The organism is Alkalihalobacterium alkalinitrilicum, from assembly GCF_002019605.1.
Classification (GTDB): Bacteria; Bacillota; Bacilli; order Bacillales; family Bacillaceae_F; genus Alkalihalobacterium; species Alkalihalobacterium alkalinitrilicum.
Map to the genome: position 1 here is coordinate 2,900,179 of NZ_KV917368.1, position 18,462 is coordinate 2,918,640.

Annotated in this window: 18 protein-coding genes and 1 pseudogene; 4 read left to right on the top strand and 15 right to left on the bottom strand. The window is 37.7% G+C overall.

Features of this window, described 5'->3' with window-relative positions:
- Nucleotides 1-4 precede the first annotated feature (4 nt).
- Nucleotides 5-1,273, bottom strand: a complete 1,269-nt coding sequence (locus tag BK574_RS13945; RefSeq protein WP_078429024.1) for an ABC transporter permease — start codon at nt 1,271-1,273, stop codon at nt 5-7.
- Nucleotides 1,266-2,165, bottom strand: coding sequence for an ABC transporter ATP-binding protein (locus BK574_RS13950; protein WP_078429025.1), 900 nt, complete (start codon nt 2,163-2,165; stop codon nt 1,266-1,268). Before BK574_RS13950 ends, BK574_RS13945 begins: the two co-directional genes overlap by 8 nt.
- 249 nt (nt 2,166-2,414) lie before the next feature.
- On the opposite strand from BK574_RS13950, the gene BK574_RS13955 reads away from it, so the two are divergent.
- A complete protein-coding gene (locus tag BK574_RS13955) occupies nt 2,415-2,597 on the top strand; it encodes a YhzD family protein (RefSeq protein ID WP_075387546.1) in 183 nt (60 codons plus the stop codon).
- 305 nt (nt 2,598-2,902) lie between these two features.
- Here the strand turns inward: BK574_RS13955 and BK574_RS13960 are convergent, their stop codons facing one another.
- The 3 genes from BK574_RS13960 to BK574_RS13970 all read right to left on the bottom strand — a co-directional run bounded on the left by BK574_RS13960 (nt 2,903) and on the right by BK574_RS13970 (nt 5,448).
- Nucleotides 2,903-3,745: an HAD family hydrolase gene (locus BK574_RS13960; RefSeq protein WP_075387545.1), complete on the bottom strand. Its 843-nt coding sequence runs from the start codon at nt 3,743-3,745 to the stop codon at nt 2,903-2,905.
- A gap of 96 nt (nt 3,746-3,841) precedes the next feature.
- Complete coding sequence (locus tag BK574_RS13965; protein WP_075387544.1) at nt 3,842-4,192, bottom strand: YlbF/YmcA family competence regulator; 351 nt, start codon at nt 4,190-4,192, stop codon at nt 3,842-3,844.
- A 119-nt stretch (nt 4,193-4,311) separates the two neighbouring features.
- Complete coding sequence (locus tag BK574_RS13970; RefSeq protein WP_238458022.1) at nt 4,312-5,448, bottom strand: DUF445 domain-containing protein; 1,137 nt, start codon at nt 5,446-5,448, stop codon at nt 4,312-4,314.
- Between the two features lie 248 nt (nt 5,449-5,696).
- Between BK574_RS13970 and BK574_RS13975 the strand changes: the two genes are divergently transcribed.
- Together BK574_RS13975 and BK574_RS13980 are read left to right on the top strand one after the other, a co-directional pair.
- Nucleotides 5,697-7,088 (top strand): YheC/YheD family endospore coat-associated protein, encoded by a 1,392-nt coding sequence (locus BK574_RS13975; protein ID WP_078429026.1) that lies wholly within the window; start codon nt 5,697-5,699, stop codon nt 7,086-7,088.
- Nucleotides 7,089-7,270: 182 nt separating this feature from the next.
- Nucleotides 7,271-7,486, top strand: coding sequence for a DUF5342 family protein (locus BK574_RS13980; protein WP_078429027.1), 216 nt, complete (start codon nt 7,271-7,273; stop codon nt 7,484-7,486).
- Between the two features lie 127 nt (nt 7,487-7,613).
- Here BK574_RS13980 and BK574_RS13985 read toward each other — a convergent pair whose 3' ends face one another.
- Nucleotides 7,614-8,288, bottom strand: coding sequence for a peroxiredoxin (locus BK574_RS13985; RefSeq protein WP_142247969.1), 675 nt, complete (start codon nt 8,286-8,288; stop codon nt 7,614-7,616).
- A gap of 163 nt (nt 8,289-8,451) precedes the next feature.
- Between BK574_RS13985 and BK574_RS13990 the strand changes: the two genes are divergently transcribed.
- Nucleotides 8,452-8,649, top strand: a complete 198-nt coding sequence (locus BK574_RS13990; protein WP_075387540.1) for a hypothetical protein — start codon at nt 8,452-8,454, stop codon at nt 8,647-8,649.
- 243 nt (nt 8,650-8,892) lie between these two features.
- Here the strand turns inward: BK574_RS13990 and BK574_RS13995 are convergent.
- The 9 genes and pseudogenes from BK574_RS13995 to accC form a co-directional block, all read right to left on the bottom strand.
- A pseudogene (locus tag BK574_RS13995) lies at nt 8,893-10,257 on the bottom strand (IS1182 family transposase).
- A gap of 219 nt (nt 10,258-10,476) precedes the next feature.
- Nucleotides 10,477-10,725, bottom strand: coding sequence for a hypothetical protein (locus BK574_RS14000; RefSeq protein ID WP_075387539.1), 249 nt, complete (start codon nt 10,723-10,725; stop codon nt 10,477-10,479).
- A gap of 79 nt (nt 10,726-10,804) precedes the next feature.
- Nucleotides 10,805-11,017 (bottom strand): alpha/beta-type small acid-soluble spore protein, encoded by a 213-nt coding sequence (locus tag BK574_RS14005; protein WP_075387538.1) that lies wholly within the window; start codon nt 11,015-11,017, stop codon nt 10,805-10,807.
- Between the two features lie 127 nt (nt 11,018-11,144).
- Nucleotides 11,145-13,091 (bottom strand): AMP-binding protein, encoded by a 1,947-nt coding sequence (locus tag BK574_RS14010; RefSeq protein ID WP_078429029.1) that lies wholly within the window; start codon nt 13,089-13,091, stop codon nt 11,145-11,147.
- 121 nt (nt 13,092-13,212) lie between these two features.
- Complete coding sequence (locus tag BK574_RS14015; protein WP_078429030.1) at nt 13,213-14,742, bottom strand: acyl-CoA carboxylase subunit beta; 1,530 nt, start codon at nt 14,740-14,742, stop codon at nt 13,213-13,215.
- A 26-nt stretch (nt 14,743-14,768) separates the two neighbouring features.
- Nucleotides 14,769-15,551 carry an enoyl-CoA hydratase gene (locus BK574_RS14020; RefSeq protein ID WP_078429031.1) on the bottom strand — a complete coding sequence of 261 codons (783 nt, stop codon included), beginning with the start codon at nt 15,549-15,551 and terminating at the stop codon, nt 14,769-14,771.
- Between the two features lie 31 nt (nt 15,552-15,582).
- Complete coding sequence (locus tag BK574_RS14025) at nt 15,583-16,485, bottom strand: hydroxymethylglutaryl-CoA lyase (RefSeq protein ID WP_078429032.1); 903 nt, start codon at nt 16,483-16,485, stop codon at nt 15,583-15,585.
- A gap of 290 nt (nt 16,486-16,775) precedes the next feature.
- Nucleotides 16,776-16,988 (bottom strand): acetyl-CoA carboxylase biotin carboxyl carrier protein subunit, encoded by a 213-nt coding sequence (locus BK574_RS14030; RefSeq protein WP_078429033.1) that lies wholly within the window; start codon nt 16,986-16,988, stop codon nt 16,776-16,778.
- A 17-nt stretch (nt 16,989-17,005) separates the two neighbouring features.
- Nucleotides 17,006-18,361: an acetyl-CoA carboxylase biotin carboxylase subunit gene (accC, locus tag BK574_RS14035; protein ID WP_078429034.1), complete on the bottom strand. Its 1,356-nt coding sequence runs from the start codon at nt 18,359-18,361 to the stop codon at nt 17,006-17,008.
- Nucleotides 18,362-18,462 lie beyond the last annotated feature (101 nt).

Genomic DNA, 18,462 nt, shown 5'->3' on the forward strand with positions numbered 1-18,462 from the left:
TATTTTACTGCTTTTCCTTTTTGGACAACTGCAATGCTCGTTTAAAGTCTTTTAACGAAGATGACTTTCCGTACATTAAAACTCCTCCTCGGTATACACGGGCACCAGCCCAAGCCATTAAAACAATCGTTGCAAGGAGAATTCCTACACCGAGTAGCACTTCCCATAAAGGAAGAGACAACATACCTACACGTAAAAACATAATCATTGGTGCAAAAAATGGAATAAACGATGTAATCGTAACAATCTTTGCTTCAGGATTAGTTAATCCAAACATCGCAATAAAAAATGCAGCTACGATTAATAAGATCATCGGTGCAACCATCTGATTAACGTCTTCAATTCGACTAACAAGGGAACCTAACATAGCCGAAATCGTTGCATATAGAAAATAACCAAGAATAAAAAATAAAAATGCATAGCCAATTAAATGAAGTGGAAGACCTTGCCCGATTATCATTTCTCCTAGTTCAGGACCAAACGCATCTGTAGACAGCCGTTGCCTTAGAGAAAGGACACCTACTAAGAAAATAAGAGCATACTGAGTGAGACCAAGTAATGCAATTCCAAAAATCTTCCCGAACATTTGTTGAATTGGAGAAGAACTCGAGATTAAGATTTCCATTACTCTTGATGACTTTTCAATGGCGATTTCCGTAGCAATCATATTCCCAAACATGAGGACTGAAAAATAAATGATAAATAGTAAAATATAGACAAAAATTCTCGCTTGATTGAGTTCTGTTTCGGTCTTCGCTGTTTCTGCAATTGCAATTCTTTCAAATTCAATTGGTGCATAAATACTGGCCACTTCTTCTGGTTGTAAATTCAGATTTGATGTAACCCTTTCCTCTTTCACTTGTTGAAGAGCCTGCTCTAATTGCCAAGGAAGCATTTGCTCAACTACTGTCATCGCTTGATATGTTCCTTGTGGTAACCCTGAAGCACTTAAGGAAAGTTCTATCATACCTTCTACTTCCCCATCTTTTATTAACGAAATAGCTTCAGCTGCTGCATCCTGAAACTCTCTTAGCTCAATTGTTGGATTTATAATCGTCATATTAGATTCTAACGCTTCATAGAGTTCCCCTGTTTCATCCAAAACTAAAACAACACTAGTTTCACTTTGTTCCTGGTCAAAAACTGATATAATTCGGTCAAAGTTCATAAACCCTAAAATAAAAAGTAAAGTGATTGCTGTTGAAATTAGAAATGATTTCGACTTTAGTTTCGATAAATATGTATGTACTAAAACGATAAAAAACTTATTCATAATGTGCCCCCACCTTTTCTAGGAAAATATCATGTAAGGATGGGTCTTCAATTTCAAACTTTCGAACAAAACCTTTAGTAGCTAACACTTGAAACAACTGGTGTGCCGTATCTTCATTAGCAATTTGAACTACTGCCCCTTCTTTTGTATGTTTCACCTTAAGAACCCCTGCAAATTGGTCAAGAAAATCTAAAGGAAAATCAGCTCGTATTACGACATTCATTTTGCCGAAAGATTTTTTCACATCCCTCAAACGTCCTTCCACTACTGGAGTACCGTGATGCAAAATACAAAGTTGTTCACATAATTCTTCTACATGCTCCATTCGATGACTTGAAAAAACAATTGTTGTTCCTGATTTATTAAGGTCTAGTACTGCTTCTTTTAATAATTCTACATTTACAGGGTCAAGCCCACTAAAAGGTTCGTCTAGAATAAGAAGTTCGGGTCGGTGTATGACTGAGGCAATAAACTGAATCTTTTGTTGATTACCTTTTGATAATTCTTCTATTAGCTTGTTTGCATTTTCTGGCACTTTAAAACGTTCTAGCCACTCGTGCATCTCTGTTAAAATATCTTTTTTTTCCATACCTCTTAATCTACCTAGATAGACTAATTGCTCAGCCACTTTCAATTTTGGATATAGCCCTCTCTCTTCTGGCAAATACCCTATTAATTGGCTTGTTTTATAGTTAATTTTTTCATTACTCCATGTAATACACCCAGACGTTGGTTCTAGTAGACTTAGTATCATCCGAAATGTTGTTGTTTTACCAGCTCCATTCGCTCCTAACATACCAAACATTTGTCCTTTTTCAATATTTAAGTTTAATTGATTGACAGCTTTAGTTTTTCCAAATTTTTTTGTTAAATTCTCTATGTTTAAACTCATTCTAAACCTCCAATAATACTGATTTATTTTATATACGTTCCAATAAGCGTTTTGTTTCAAATTTTGGGAATTCCGTTCGTTAAATCATGATATTTAATATAAAACTTCTAGTTTATCAAAACAACTTAGCGCTAATAAAGTCAAACAATCCTAAAAAGCACTATTCTCTAGTATGTTACACTTGAATATGTAAGCGTTTGAATTTAAAATATTATTACAAGTCTAATAACGTGTTAGAGGTGGATAACGATGGCAGATTACTATTTAACGGTCTATGACCAGTCAGGTGAACAGTTATTAAATGAAACAATTCAAGCAGCTAATGATGAAGAAGCCAAAAAAGTCGGAGAACAAAAGCTTGCAGAAGGAAATTATAGTGAGCACACACACCGATTAACAAGAGCTGGAAAACTAATTCTATTTCACCGCTAGACCTAAAAAGGCGGAAGGCTCTCGTACAGCCCCGACTAGCAAATGTTCTGGTAGGTAAAAGTTCGCTTTTTGACTTTTGTCCTACCAGGTTATTTGACCTTGAGGGGCTAGAGCCTGTAGCTAGACCTGAAAAGCGGAAGGCTCTCGTACAGCCCCGACTAGCAAATGTTCTGGTAGGTAAAAGTTCGCTTTTTGACTTTTGTCCTACCAGAACATTTGACCTTGAGGGGCTAGAGCCTGTAGCTAGACCACGTAAAAATGAGGCTGATAAATGATCAGCCTCATTTTGCTTTAATTCAAATATATTATTTTTCTAGTTTCAACTGTTTTCGAAACACTTCACGAACCATATACGCTACTCCATGCATATTATTTGAACGGGTCACCCAATCAGCTATTTGTTGAACCGATTTAGGCGCATTTCCCATCGCTACCCCTAAACCTACTTGTGTAATAACATCAATATCCTCTTCAGTTGATCCAATCGCTACCATTTCATCCAACCCAATACCAAGTTCACGTCCTAATCGTTGCAATCCTCTAACCCTTGAAACCCCTTCAGGTACTATACTAATCCGTCCATCTTGAGACTGAATAACATTAATATTAGAAACTTGTTTTTCAATTTCTTCTACCGCCTCAAGCTGCTGTTCTTTATCCAAAAACTGAATTTGGATCTTAGGAGGTGCAATCGGGTTATCTAAGATGTAATCACAAATGGAGTCAACAAAAGTAACTGGATAAAATAACGGATCGCCAATTCCAATTGTCATTTTTGCCATGAGCTGACTTTTATTTCGTAATTTATTACCTATTCCATAACGTTCATGAAGGAGTCGGATATGACAAGTATAGTTTTCCAATATTTCTCCAATTTGAAATACCTTATCCTCATGAATACGTTTTTCAAAAATAGGTTCATCAAGTTCCGAAGCTAAATAAGCGCCGTCATGGGTAATTAAACATGTATCTAACTTTAAAGCTTTTGCAACTCTCTTAGCAGCTGGAAACGGTCGATCAGTTGCTAATGTTATATATACACCTTTACTTTTGACATATTCGATTGCATCTTTAGTTTGTCGGCTAAGTCGAGCGTTGGAACGTAAAAGAACCCCATCAATATTTAGAGCTAATAGACGATAAGCCACAAAAATCCCCCTTCTCATTGTTCTACTACGAACGTGACATACGTTATAGTAAAGACTATGAAAACGGGGGCTAGAATAGAACATCATTAGTTGTTCTTATTGTTCAGGTTTTCCGTACAATTCCTCTAATGGCTCCGTAATAATACGGTTAATATCTGTAATGATGACGCTTAAGCGCTGCTCTGCTTCCATCATCTTTGAAATGATTGGTTGTTGTTGCACTAACTCAAATAACTGTTGGGCCTTTTGAGCTTCCTCTTCAGTTATTTGCATTCCTTGCATTTGTTTTTGTTGAAGATCCATTTGCATGTGACGGAAGTTTTCGAGCATTTGATTAGCTGCTGGATCCTTTTCAATTTCCTCGTGTAACTGCTTTAATACCTTAAACTCATCACTTTCTTTAATCGTATTACCAAGTTCATGTGCTATATCATAAATATTAGCCATAATAACTCCTCCTTCTGTGTAGTCTTCACCGACTCTACCACAATATGAGTTGGATTTCACCTCTTAAGGTATTTATTTAAAAATTAACCAATGAGTTGCTAAAAAAATGAACAAAACTCTTAAATAAAGATAACGATCATACCTTGAATAAAGCCAATCATTCCCCCAAGAAGAGCACCCAAGTATGTTATCATTTTAAATTCCCTTCTTGAGATAGAAAGCACCATTTCTTCTAGACGTTCAACTGCAAAGCCTTCAACTTGTCCTTTTACAACATCCTCTAAATTGAGTTTTTTCATCAATCCTTCAAGTCGTGAAACTAAGGCTTGTCCACCAAACTCTACCATCTTAGGAATCCAACTTTCAACTACTGTGTCGGAATACGATTTTGTCCATTCGTTCATTGGTTGGTCTACCCAGTCGAAGATTGGCACTCGTTTTACTATCATTTTTTTAAGAATAGAGATGACTTCTTCTTTATCTACTTTATTTAAATAGTAAGAAAGTGATTTTTCTTTTAACTTATTCCACTCTTTTCTTAAGACCGATTCAATCATTTTTTCAGAACTTGCATCATTTAAAAACTTAATAATTTCAGGCTGTACTTTATCAACTAAACGTTCATTCCCTAAAAACATCGATACCATATTTCCAAGAGTTCCTTTTCCCATTAAGAAGCGGTCGATCATATGGCTTAGTCGATCTTTCCCCTCTTCACTTTGGAAGTAATCACGACCTCTTTCTAAAATAAACTGAGTCACCATCGGAATCGTTTCGTCTAACTTGCTTGTCCAATTTGAAGGAAGCACTTGCTCGATTGGACGGTGTCCATTTTGAACACGAAACGTTTCAAAACCATTTCTAATCCAATCTTCTGTTTTCCCTTCCAAAGTTTCTCTGACATCTTCGACTCCAAATCGTTCATGCAATAAATCACTTAATGTCGTTTCACTTTCTAAAAAGGACCTTGTTTCTCTTTGCGCCCATGCCTGCATTTCTTGTGTGAACTTTTCGTCTAAAAGCTTTCGTTGAATTCCTTCAGGTGTTAAAAGATGTTGTACAACCATCCTTCCTAATTGTTCAGCTAACTCTCCTCTTCTTTTCGGAATTAACCCAGGTGTAAAAGGGACTCTCTTTTTCGCAATATAAATCGGCTTATAAGGCCTGAATAACATCTTAATAGCTAAAGAGTTCGTGACCCCTCCAATTATCGCACCAATGACGACCATGACTAAAACTAATATGACTTCCTTCACGTTAACCTCCTACTGCACATCTATTCACGAAAATTTGGTTTTCAACATACAATACGCTATCAACAAATGCCTATACTTACACTATTATCCATCATACAGAAAAAATAAAAAAAAGGAAATGGTTGCCTCTATTCTGTTTCTCTAAACTTGATTTTTGCCCATGACGACGAAAGTCGAGGTCTTTCTTATCGTTTCATCTTTTAGTGTGGTTAATTATTATTTTATTAAGTATAAAAGGAGTGCTCCTAATGAAACCAACTTTTCAATTAAAAAGAAGGTTCGAAGATGATAATATAATTCACGTACCCTACTCATTTCTTCGACAAAAGTCACTCATTCCTAATACTTTAGTTGAATTATCATTTGGAAGTAAAGCCGTGGAATGTCATATCAAAATAAACGAGGATTGCGACAAAACAGTCCAACTTTCAGAAAACATTTACAAACAATTTAACATTCCTTTTGAAAGTCCAATTCATCTTTTTTATTCCAATGGATGTTTATCAATCGGCCCTCTGATTGGCATCTTTACAGCTGGTTTTACTTCTTCAACTCAAAATCCATTAGGTCAGCGAACTTCTCAGTATACGAAATTGTTATTCTCCCAAGAAGAAATAGGTGGGTTTTATTTTGTATTTGGTCATCATCATATAGATTGGGAAAATGGTGTAATTGATGGATACTTCTTAAAAGATGGAAACTGGAAATTAGTAACTGTTCCGTTTCCGAATGTAATATATAACCGCATTCCTAATCGACGAACAGAAAATTTAGAAACCATCCAATCCGCAAAAATGAAGTTTGAAACAGAATACGCTATACCTTATTTCAATCCGAGTTTCTTTAACAAATGGGAAATATATAGCCGTTTATCGAAGATAAAGAGTGTGCAAACCTATTTACCAGTTAGTTTAATCGAACCACAATACGATGATATTCAATCCCTTTTAAAGCAGTATAAACATCTCTACCTTAAACCAATTGAAGGAAGTCACGGTGAAGAAATCAAACAATTAATTAAGCTCCCCGACGAACCATACTATTATTGTCGCTTCCATGATGAAAACCAAATTCGTTTAAGAAGATATTCTATTTTAAAAAGACTCCTAAAAGATGAATATCCTTTAGGAGTAAATGACATTATTGTTCAGCAAGGAATCCATCTTTTAAAAATCGGGAAACATCCGACCGACTTTCGAATCCACACGAATAAAAATATCGAAGGACAGTGGGAAGTAAGTGCGATTGCAGCTAAAAAAGCAGGGTGGCAAAGTGTCACTACCCATATTCATCGCGGGGGTGAAGTAATATCTGTTGAAGAACTTTGCAAAAATGGACTTTTTTCTAAGGAACAAGTTGAAAGTTTAAACCAGGCAGCTCTTACCTTAAGTAAGGTCTTAGAACAACAATTAGAAGGCTGCATTGGAGAAATTGGTTTTGATCTTGGTATAGATGAAAATAGTCATGTATGGTTATTTGAAGCCAACTCAAAACCAGGACGTTTAATATTTGAACAAGGAAAACTTAAACGAGAAGATATTATTTCTAGAGAACTTCCATTGGAATACGCTATTTATCTTAGTAGAAAGGCTTTTGAAGAGCCACACCAATTTATGAATAAACTAGTGACACAGTATTAGCTTTCAATATCATAGATACAGACGGGTTCCCTAGCTTTCTTTCGGTCAATACGCTAAAATGAAAGAAAAATGACCGTTGCGCAAGCAATAATTGTAAACAAGTACGTATATCTAGTTAGATTCTTATAATAACGCTGTCATTTTACTTCCTACTCAACGTGCAAAAGAAAGAGGAGAAGCCGATGATTTCACATTTTCAATGGAAAGAACTTCGCAATAACTTAGTCCGTCAAGAATGGGAGTTTTCCTTTTTCTATAAAGGAAACTATTTTCGCGGTATGTATTTTAAGGAAGGTACGATCGAATGGGGTGAACCCACTCCATCAGAAGAAGAAAAAAAACAATTAGAACTACACGTTCATGACTTATTCCTTTACCATGTCTACGAAGAACATTAAGCGTTCTTTAGTATCAGTAAACTTACTTCACTGGAGGCTATTGCAGTAGAGTGACATTCAAAAGATATAGTGCGTTTCAACGTAGCACTATATCCCCGAAGTCGTCTATTTGTTAGCCTCTTTTTTATTATTGGAAATCTCTATAACAAAACCACCAATCATAACAATTTAAATCCTCTTTTTTTGCTTGTTCTATTCTCTTCTGTGCTTGAATTACAGTGGATGGTGGCGCCAAGATTACCTTATCATGTATAATTTCATTTTGTGGCCAGTTAGCAGGCGTTGATACCTTTTGTTTATCGGCAACTTGCAACGCTTTTAAAACTCTAAGGATTTCATGTGTATTTCTCCCAACTTCAGGTGGATATATAATCTTTAATCTAATTTTCCCTCTTGGATCGACAATATAAACCGATCTCACCGTTCGAGTTCCTACCCCTTTAGCTAACATTCCTAGTTGTGAGGCAACTACACCTAATTCATCTGCTATTATTGGAAACGTAATTGGCACCTCTAAGGTTTCATTAATCCATTCGATCCACTTCATATGCGCAAATACCGTATCAATTGATAATCCAATGAGTTCGGTATTTAAGTCTGCAAACTCATTTTGATGAAGAGCATAAGACACAAATTCGGTAGTGCAAACAGGCGTAAAGTCGCCTGGATGACTAAAAAATACAAACCATTTCCCTTCGTAGTCTTGTGGTATTTGCTTTTTTCCAAAAGTCGTATGAACCGTCAAGTTAGGAAAATTGTCTCCAATCGTCGGTACATAGGTTGTTGTAGGTTGATGATCCAAAATGGGTACCTCCTTTTACTTCTTACTAACCAATCCGTTAGTTAGCTAGCGTTTGCAATCTTGCATTTCCTTTTATGTATATTCTCCTTTGTGTAAAAAGATTTGGAAAAATGAATAACCAACTAAGAAACTTCAAAAGTTAAAGCTAAAGGAGGGAAAGCAGATGAGTAAAGACCAAAACAAAGATAAATTCGAAAATGCCAATGAAGATCGTGCAAACTTCTTTATGGATGTGGATCGAATGATTAACGAAGGGCTCGGTGGGGGTACCGTCAGTATGAATTATAATTCAGGTGAAATTGAAGAAGCACGTGACCTTGTCGAAGAGGAACCACCACATCAAACTGAAAATAAGAAATAAAGAGAAAAGTTTTGCCCTTGTTGGGTTGAAAACAAAGAAAAAACATTAAAGAACATATCACTTTGAGGCTAGAATCGTTTCGATTTTTGTCTCTTTTTTATTGATATCACGTATTTGAGATTTCAGAGTGTGAGTATTAACGTTACAGTTTGCAATATTTTTATATTTGAATCAATTTCATAAAGCCTTATCTCAAAAATTACACAAGGACCCAATTTTCATTTTGGTGTTTTTAAAATTGGATTAAACAGCCTGATTTAACTCCTTTTGAGAGAGTGACTTAGCGATACGATCACACGCGAGCTTCGCTCCGTTATAAACTAATTGTGTCAAATCAAAATGCACTTTTGCTCGTTTACCTGTACGAAAACGAACATTGTTTAATTGGAAGAATTCTTTGAGATAAGCAATCACCCGCTCAACTGCACTTCGTTGCTTGTAGATGGTTTTCCACGCTTTTCAACCGCGGGCTGGAGCTGTGTAACGACGTAAATCAGTCGTGATTTTCACTTTATACACCTTTTGACATAACGTATCTTGCGCTAACGGACAGCCTTTACACTCTTTAGGTCGCGTGTATTTTAGCGTCTCGTAAGTAGAGTCATAACTATCGTAGCGATATGAATGTTCTCGAACACAGGTAGGGGCAAAATGCTGATCAAACCCTACTAACTCTGATTCGTTTTTCTTGTTGTAAGCAATGATGGATTGGGCACCCATTCGATAGATTTGTTCGTAAATCGCTGGATAGTCATACCCTGCATCCAGTGTGCTGAAAGTAATCGGAAGCATAGAGAGTCGCTCTTGAATTCCCTTTAATAAAGGGATTGCGGCTTTTCCGACATTTAAGTTTCCAGAGGTAAAGAGCGATTGAAGGATATACTGACTTTTGGTTCCAACCGCAAAGTGGCCTTTGTAACCAAACCAAAATACGTTCTTTCCTTCACTATTTTTCTTGATCCCCCACTTAGGATCTAGAGGAACAGCTGCACGTAATTCAACTAAAGGTGAACCAAGTTGAGTTTCAATCTTTTTCTCGTAAAGTGGCAGTGCCGCTTCGTGTTCAGCCTTTTCTTGAAGCCATTTCTCTTGTTTTTCTTTTGATTTACGCCCACGTTTCTTGGGCTCAATTTTAGGTTTCTCTTCTTTCGCTGGTGCTTGGTCACGTGCTTCAATGTGAGTTGCGTCAAGAGCGACTGTATCATCTGTGATGAAACCTTCTAGAATAGCTTGAGGGATTTGTGTTTCTTGCACACGTTCAAGAATGTCTGATTCAGCTAATTTCGTGAGCATTCTCGAATAAGATGCTTCGGATGGGATAGCATCAGATAAAAGGAATCCACAATCTAGACGGAACATATAGTCGTGTTTAAGTCGTTTGATTAGGTCTTTTATCGTTGGAATACGTTCAAGAATTCTAGCGACAAGAGAATAAATCATCGCAGCGTAGTTGAGCTGAACTGGCGCACCAATAAGGGCTTTTTTCGAAACTACAGCTAGAATAGGATAGATGTCAATGGTCGAAAATACTGCTTCAAAACGGTGGCTAGGTTCTAAATCGTATAAATCTTGCAGGTCAAATAGGCTTCCTTGTCGTATAATAGTCATAAAGGGAGTCTTCCTCCAGTCTGAGAGTTTGTTTGGTCACTTACTCATTCGACTTTTGGGGAGGTACTCCTTTTTTCATGTCTTGAAAACCTTGCCTGACTTGGGATTGAAATTATGAAATTTACTCATTTAATATAATAATCAAAAATCGCATTGGAAGTTGATATCCAACACGATTTTATATTTATTATTTGGAATTAGACCTTTATGCTTTTCTTATTACCACTCACCCACGAGCATGATGGAGTTTGAGCCACAATTTGGACAAGTGAGAGTATGTGGACATTGATTATTACTTATATCAGTATTGAAACCATCAACTTTCTTCGTACCATCAATTTCTAAGTAAGCACTATAATCATCAAAGTAATCCATAAGACGTCCTTTGTCTTCTAATGTACATCCACAACGATCACAAGCCACTCTTATTTCTTCTAAACCATTACAAATGGGGCAGATGTGGTCCATATTTATAGCTCCTTAGAAGTTGTATCGTCTTACTTAAAAAGAAGAGATGGTTTAACCACCTCTTCTTAAGCCAAATATATTATTGTTGTTGAAAACCACTCATTTGTTGCTCAGCCATTTGAACTAAACGTTTTGTAATTTCGCCACCTACTGAACCATTTGCACGTGACGTAGCATCAGGACCAAGTTGAACACCAAACTCTTGAGCAATCTCATACTTCATTTGGTCTAGCGCTTGTTGTACACCAGGTACTACTAGTTGATTTGAGTTGTTGCTTCTGTTTGTTGGCATGTGTGTTCACCTCCTTTTTGTAAGCATAGTATGTTTCAAAAGGACAAGTCTATGTACATTTTTATATTAGAAATTTTAGGTAATTAAATACAAATAAAGCTACCCTAGAATGAGTAGCTTCGTCACTTTAAGCTTCTTTTCCTAACTGACTAATTTCTTTCAATACTTGCGGGTTTTCAAGAGATGAAAGATCACCTGCATCATTGTTTAAATACGCAGCTTTAATTGCTCTTCGCATAACTTTTGCATTTCTCGTCTTCGGTAGGTCATTTACAAAATAAATGGCCTTCGGCTTTAAGGCCTTGCCCATTTTCTCAGCGACCAGTTGTAGCAATTCTTTTTTTAATGTTAACGATTCAACTTCATCTACCTTTTTGTTAAGGACTGCAAAACAAACCGCAGCTTCACCTTTCACTTCATCAGGAACACCAATTGTTCCTGCCTCAACCACATTGGGGTGCTCCACCAAAACTGATTCAATTTCAGCTGGACCTAAACGTTTTCCTGCCACATTTAAAATATCATCAGATCGACCCGTAATAGTCCAGAATCCCTCACTATCTTTTATGACCCAGTCTCCATGGACCCAAACGTCCTGCCACCTACTCCAATATGCCTCTTCAAATCGGCTTGGTTCTTTCCAAAAACCTTTTGTCATTCCAACCCAAGGTTGTTTAATTACGAGTTCACCTACTTGATTTAAAACAGATTTTCCACCTTCATTAAAAACGTCTACATCCATCCCAGGAAGTGGGGAGTTAAATGTGATGGGGCCAATTGGTCTTACTAGAACATTTCCTAATATGCCACCTGAAATTTCCGTTCCGCCAGAATAATTAAAAATAGGAATTCGCGACTGTCCAACTTTTTCGAATAACCATAACCACGGCTCAGGGTTCCATGGTTCACCTGTTGATGCTATAACACGTAACGTCTTTAAGTCGTGTTTTAGCGACCATTCTGTTCCATGCTTCATCATCGAACGGATCAGTGTTGGGGAGATACCTAAATGGGTCACTTGGTGCTTTGCAACCACTTCCCATAAGCGGTCTGGATTAGGGAAATCAGGGGTTCCTTCATATAAAAGGATTGTAGCTCCATTCATTAATCCACCAAAGACTAAAAATGGTCCCATCATCCAGCCCATATCGGTGAACCAAAAAAGTGTATCACCTTTTTTTACGTCCATCCCAATTCCAGCATCAAAAGCAGCTTTAATCGGAAACCCAGCATGAGTATGTACTGCGCCTTTAGGACGTCCTGTCGTTCCTGATGTATAAATAAGCATTAACGGTTCAGCGCTATCCATAGGTACTGTTTCATTTAATGGTTCCTGTTTGATTAAATCATTCCAATCGAGATCTCTTGATTTATTCCATGGAATTTCACGTTCCAGACGCTTGAATACAATGACCTTTTCAATGGAAGGTGACTTTTCAACAGCACGATCTGCTTCTTCTTTCATAGCGACAGGACGTCCTCTTCTTAAAAAGCCATCCGAAGTTACGATCATTTTTGCCTCAGCAGCATTTAATCGAGTAGAAACCGCATCTGTACCATATCCAGAAAAAATTGGCGAATAAATCGCACCGATTTTAGCAGCAGCCATCATTGCGATTACTGTTTCAGGTACCATTGGCATATAAATGGCAAGAACGTCACCTTTTTTTAACCCTTGTTGCTTAAAACCGTTAGCCACTCGAGCTACTTCATCTTTCAATTGGCCGTAAGTATATGTTTGTACAATGCCATCCTCACTTTCCCAAACGATTGCCTTCGCATTAGCTGTTTCCTCTTTTTCGGCCCAAGTTTCAACCGTATTATAGACAGTGTTCAACTTTCCTTCAACATACCACTTTGGCCATTTAACCCCTTCATCAAGGTTTAACGTTTCTTTATAAGGCTCGTACCAGTCGATATTTAATACTTGTTCTGCTTCTTTCCAAAACCATGCAATATCTTTTGTTGAAGCTTTGAGAAACTCTTCATAATTTGAAAACCCAAGCTGTTTCATCCACTGATAAAGACGTGTTGACTTGACCATTTCATCTGTCGGATTCCACGCTACATTCATGCAAACTCCTCCTTTGTATGTAATCGTAATCATTGCAAGAACTGGCCCAAGTGCCAGGCAACGTAGACACAATATAGTCTAGGAATTGAGCCAGGCACTTATGAGAAACAGTATTTTTCTTTTACACTGGGTATACTGGATGTTTACGGTGAGTGAACACTACGTATTTCGACATATACGCTTCAAAACGTCGCGATAATTCATCTCGTAACGAATTGGCAGGTACAATCCCATCAATTACCATTTCTGAAGCTAATCGATAAATATCAATATCTTCTTTATACTCTTCACGTTTTTTCGCCACAAAATCTGGTCTTTCTTCTTCTGGTAGCTGTGCAATTTTATTTGCGTAAACAGCATTTACTGCTGCTTCTGGACCCATAACAGCAATTTGAGCATTCGGAAGTGCTAAGCAACAGTCAGGTTCAAAAGCTGGACCAGCCATAGCATACAATCCGGCTCCATATGCTTTACGGACAATGATTGAAATCTTCGGTACCGTCGCTTCACTCATCGCAGAAATCATTTTTGCCCCATGGCGAATAATTCCTGCACGCTCTACCTTTGTACCAATCATAAATCCTGGAATATCAGCTAAGAATAGTAAAGGAATGTTATATGCATCGCATAAGTTAATAAACTTAGCTGCTTTATCAGCAGAATCGTGGAATAGGACCCCACCCTTCATCCTTGGCTGATTAGCAATGATCCCTACAGGTTGACCGTTTATTCTTGCTAATCCTGTAATCAATTCTTGAGCAAACAGTTTTTTGATTTCAAAAAACGTTCCTTCATCAATCACACGATTGATAAGATCATGCATATTGAATGGCGCGTTTTGGTTTTGTGGAATAATCTCCTCTAATGTTTTATCAAAAGTTTTTGGTGCAACAGGTTCTGTGACAGGCGCGTCTTCACCAAAATTGGCTGGAAAATAAGACAAATACTGTCTAGTCATCTCGATAGCTTCTTGTTCAGTTTTCGCTAAAATATCACCGCAACCAGATACAGAGCAGTGCATTCTCGCTCCACCCATTTCTTCTAATGTCACTTTTTCACCGATTACCATTTCCGCCATACGTGGTGACCCTAAGTACATAGATGCGTTCCCGTCAACCATGATTACAATATCGCAAAAAGCAGGTATATACGCTCCACCTGCTGCGGATGGACCAAATAGTAAACATACTTGAGGAACTCGTCCAGATAGCTTTACTTGATTGTAAAATATTCTTCCAGCTCCACGACGTCCTGGAAACATTTCAACTTGATCGGTAATACGCGCCCCAGCAGAATCTACTAGATATAACATCGGTACATTTAACTTCTCGGCCGTTTCTTGAATGCGAATGATTTTTTCAACCGTTCTTGCTCCCCAAGAACCCGCTTTGATTGTCGAATCATTCGCCATTACACAAACTGTTTCCCCATTAATCTTCCCTATTCCTGTTACAACGCCATCGGCTGGTAGCCCTTCTGCTGTACAGTTAGCAAAAAAACCATCTTCTAGATCTAAACCATCATCAAACAAAAGTTCAAGTCGTTCACGAACGAATAACTTGCCTTTTTCTGCATTACTTTGATGATATTTTTCACCGCCACCTTTTTTTATCGTTTCTATTCGTTCTTGCAACTCTTTTTCAAATGACATTAAAAATTGCCTCCTTTAGTCCTTTATTATTCTCCAGTGTATTTAGGGGTACGTTTTTCTTTAAAAGCAGTTAGCCCCTCTATTCGGTCTTTTGTTGGAATAGTTACCTCATATGCTTTTCGTTCTATCGCTAATCCTGTTTGTAGATCGACCTCTAACCCTTTATCAATGGCATATTTTGCTTGCTGCAAGGCAACAGGTCCGTTTTTTGCAATAAGTGTAGTTATTTCATTCACTTTTTCGTCTAGGTTTTCTAAAGAAACGACATATTCAACTAAGCCAATTTTTTCAGCTTCATACGCATCAACCCGTCTAGCTGTATAGATGAGCTCTTTTGCTTTTCCTTTTCCAATGAGGCGAGGCAGACGCTGTGTTCCTCCAGCCCCTGGGATGATGGCAAGTGAAGTTTCTGTTAGTCCAACCTTAATGTGGTCAGCTGCAATTCGAATATCGCATGCCAAGGCAAGTTCTAGCCCACCACCAAATGCACTTCCATTTAATGCACAAATAACAGGTTGTGGAAGAGCTTCAATATCATTTATATTTCCTTGGATGAGCGATACCGTTCGTTTTACTTGAACAGGTTCCATTCCAGCACGCTCTTTAAGATCAGCTCCAGCACAAAAAACTTTTTCTCCTGAAGCTTTTATGACAACACATCGAACTTCAGGGTTAAATTTCACTTCTTGAATGGCTTCATGTAACTCATATAACATTTGCAGGGAAAGAGCATTTGCTGCTTCAGGACGATCAAGAGTAATGTGAGCTACACCAGTCTCGTCAATCACCAGCACTACTTTTTTTTCCAATGTTAAATCCCCCTTACGATTATGTTCTTGCTCAACAGCTTCCTTTTACAACTTGTAAGTTTCGACTTGGTAACGTTCGCCCCACTTTTTTCTCGATCCACTGTGCGGCTTGAATTAAATGGTCTGGATTTACACCTGACTTTATATTCATTTCATTGAGCATATACAGTAAATCCTCTGTGGCAACATTACCAGATGCACCTGGAGCATAGGGACAACCACCAAGCCCAGCTACGGCTGCATCAAATTTCGTAATACCCATATCTAGTGAAGCTAAAATATTAGCTAATGCCGTTCCTCTCGTATCGTGAAAGTGCATGGCTAGCTGATCAGGATGAAATCGCTTTAACAATTCGTCTAATACTCGTTGGACTTGGACAGGATTACCAACCCCAATCGTATCTCCTAATGACAACTCATCAATGCCCATTTCGAATAAGTGCTCCGATACTTTAATAACTTGTTCAATGGAAACCCTTTGCTCATATGGACAACCAAAGACTGTCGATACATACCCTCTCGTCGTTTTTCCATTTTCTTTCGCTTCTTGCACAACTGGCTTGAGAACCTTAAATGTATCTTCTATGGATTTATTAATATTTTTTTGATTATGTGTTTCGCTTGCAGACATAAATATGGATACCTCATCGATATTGGCCTCTAACGCACGCTGTAACCCTTTTTCATTCGGAACAAGAGCCGCATAGGTGACTCCTTGTTTCCGATTGATTTTTTTTGCAACTTCAACAGCGTCAGCAAGTGCAGGAATCCACTTTGGATGAACAAAGGAAGTAATTTCAATATAGGAAAGACCTGTTTCAGACAACATATTAATCCATTCCACTTTATCTTCTGTAGAAATAAAAGACTTCTCATTCTGGAGTCCATCTCGTGGTCCAACTTCCTTCAAGGTTACATTTTTAGGGAATTTCACGAATTTGCCTCCTTATTAGAAAAACACGATTTATCGCCAATTATGACGATAATTGATATTCAGCCCGCATAAAGTGAAACTTCCATCAGTAAGGGGTTTTCCTCTTCTCTAACTGATGGTTAGTTGAGGCCCACACGATGTGGGTCACACAGACGTTGCCACAGGACGTAGCGCATTTAGTCTGTGTTCATTTATTTATTACTGGCAGTTTATCCCACACTTATCCTTCTTTAATGCCTCGAAGTCTTGACGTGGGTGTATTACTGCCAATTGTTGCGGGATAAATGATCTTATTCAAGAACAATTAGAACTTCACCTTCATCAACAAAGTCACCTTCTTGTTTTAACACTTCTGTAACTGTTCCAGTTACTTCAGCTGCGACTGGAATTTCCATTTTCATCGACTCTAAAATAGCGACGTCCTGCCCTTCTTCCACTTGATCTCCCACTGAAACTAAAAGTTTCCAAAGATTACCTGCCATATTTGTAGTTACTTGACTCATATTAATTCCTCCTAGGGTTATTTATTTATTGGTTTATTTTGTAATTTTTCAGCCACAAAGTTTGTTGTCACATCTCCTACAATAAAAGAAGGATGTTCTACGACTTGTTGTAGCATTGGTATATTTGTTTTAATTCCTTCAACTACGTAACTTTTTAAAGCTTGTTGCAAGTATTCAATCGCTTCTTCACGATCGTCACCTTTTACGATTAACTTTGCAATCATCGGATCGTAAAATGGAGTGACAACTGAGTGTTCGCTCACTGCACATTCATTCCTTACAAATGGCTGATTTGGTAATTGAAAAGCCGTAATTTTCCCTGGAGAAGGAAAAAATGTTTTGGGATCTTCAGCATAAATTCGTACTTCGATCGCATGCCCCTGTTTTTGTACATCTTCTTGCTTCAATTTGAGTAATTGTCCACAAGCAATTTTTAGTTGTTGCTCGACGAGATCTAGTCCTGTAATTTCCTCTGTAACGGGGTGTTCAACTTGTAATCTAGTATTCATTTCAAGAAAGTAGAAGTTTTTATTTTCATCAACTAAAAACTCAATTGTTCCCGCATTTTCGTACCCAATCGCTTTCGCCGCACGAACCGCAGTTTCCCCCATTTTTTTACGTGTTTCTTCATCTAGAAACGGTGAAGGTGCTTCCTCCACTACTTTTTGATGACGCCTTTGAACCGAGCAATCTCTTTCCCATAAATACAAAGTATGTCCAGATTGATCTGCTAAAATTTGAATTTCGATATGGCGCGGATTTTCTACAAACTTCTCAATGTACATTGCTCCATCACCAAAAAAGTCTGTAGCACGTTTTTGATTACCTTCGTATGCTTTCTTAATTTCTTCATCACTTCTAACCACTTGCATTCCAATTCCACCACCACCAGCAGAGGCCTTTAACATAACTGGATAGCCAATTTCATTAGCGATTTGTACAGCTTCTTCTACATCAGCAAGTGGTCTAGTGATCCCAGGTACAACGGGGACTTCTGCTTTTTCCATTGCTTTTCTTGCTTCAATTTTACTTCCCATACTTGCAATCACTTCAGGTGAAGGACCAATAAACGTAATTCCTTCTTCCTCACATCGACGTGCAAACTGACTATTCTCAGATAGCAAACCATAACCAGGATGAATGGCATCTGCTCCAGTTGCTTTTGCTTTTTCAATAATAATTTCCATATTTAAATAACTTTCATTTACTCTCGGTTTTCCAATTAAATACGCTTCATCTGCTTGTTTCACATGTAATGACTCTGCATCTGCTTCAGAATAAACGGCTACAGTTTTAATTCCTAAACGTTGACAAGTACGAATAACTCGTAAAGCAATTTCTCCACGGTTTGCAATTAATACTTTTTGAAACAATCATTTCACCTCTTTTAATTAAATTAGTTTCCGAGAAAAGGAGATTATACTGAAGAACCTAGTTTCGACAAGGTTCTCCAGTATTTGATACCGCTTACAAA

What these genes read in the sequence shown, in the direction of transcription:
- BK574_RS13945 (WP_078429024.1), bottom strand. Translation starts at nt 1,273, where the DNA reads ATGAATAAGTTTTTTATCGTTTTAGTACATACATATTTATCGAAACTA.
- BK574_RS13950 (WP_078429025.1), bottom strand. Translation starts at nt 2,165, where the DNA reads ATGAGTTTAAACATAGAGAATTTAACAAAAAAATTTGGAAAAACTAAA.
- BK574_RS13955 (WP_075387546.1), top strand. Translation starts at nt 2,415, where the DNA reads ATGGCAGATTACTATTTAACGGTCTATGACCAGTCAGGTGAACAGTTA.
- BK574_RS13965 (WP_075387544.1), bottom strand. Translation starts at nt 4,192, where the DNA reads ATGGCTAATATTTATGATATAGCACATGAACTTGGTAATACGATTAAA.
- BK574_RS13975 (WP_078429026.1), top strand. Translation starts at nt 5,697, where the DNA reads ATGAAACCAACTTTTCAATTAAAAAGAAGGTTCGAAGATGATAATATA.
- BK574_RS13980 (WP_078429027.1), top strand. Translation starts at nt 7,271, where the DNA reads ATGATTTCACATTTTCAATGGAAAGAACTTCGCAATAACTTAGTCCGT.
- BK574_RS13990 (WP_075387540.1), top strand. Translation starts at nt 8,452, where the DNA reads ATGAGTAAAGACCAAAACAAAGATAAATTCGAAAATGCCAATGAAGAT.
- BK574_RS14000 (WP_075387539.1), bottom strand. Translation starts at nt 10,725, where the DNA reads ATGGACCACATCTGCCCCATTTGTAATGGTTTAGAAGAAATAAGAGTG.
- BK574_RS14005 (WP_075387538.1), bottom strand. Translation starts at nt 11,017, where the DNA reads ATGCCAACAAACAGAAGCAACAACTCAAATCAACTAGTAGTACCTGGT.
- BK574_RS14010 (WP_078429029.1), bottom strand. Translation starts at nt 13,091, where the DNA reads ATGAATGTAGCGTGGAATCCGACAGATGAAATGGTCAAGTCAACACGT.
- BK574_RS14015 (WP_078429030.1), bottom strand. Translation starts at nt 14,742, where the DNA reads ATGTCATTTGAAAAAGAGTTGCAAGAACGAATAGAAACGATAAAAAAA.
- BK574_RS14030 (WP_078429033.1), bottom strand. Translation starts at nt 16,988, where the DNA reads ATGAGTCAAGTAACTACAAATATGGCAGGTAATCTTTGGAAACTTTTA.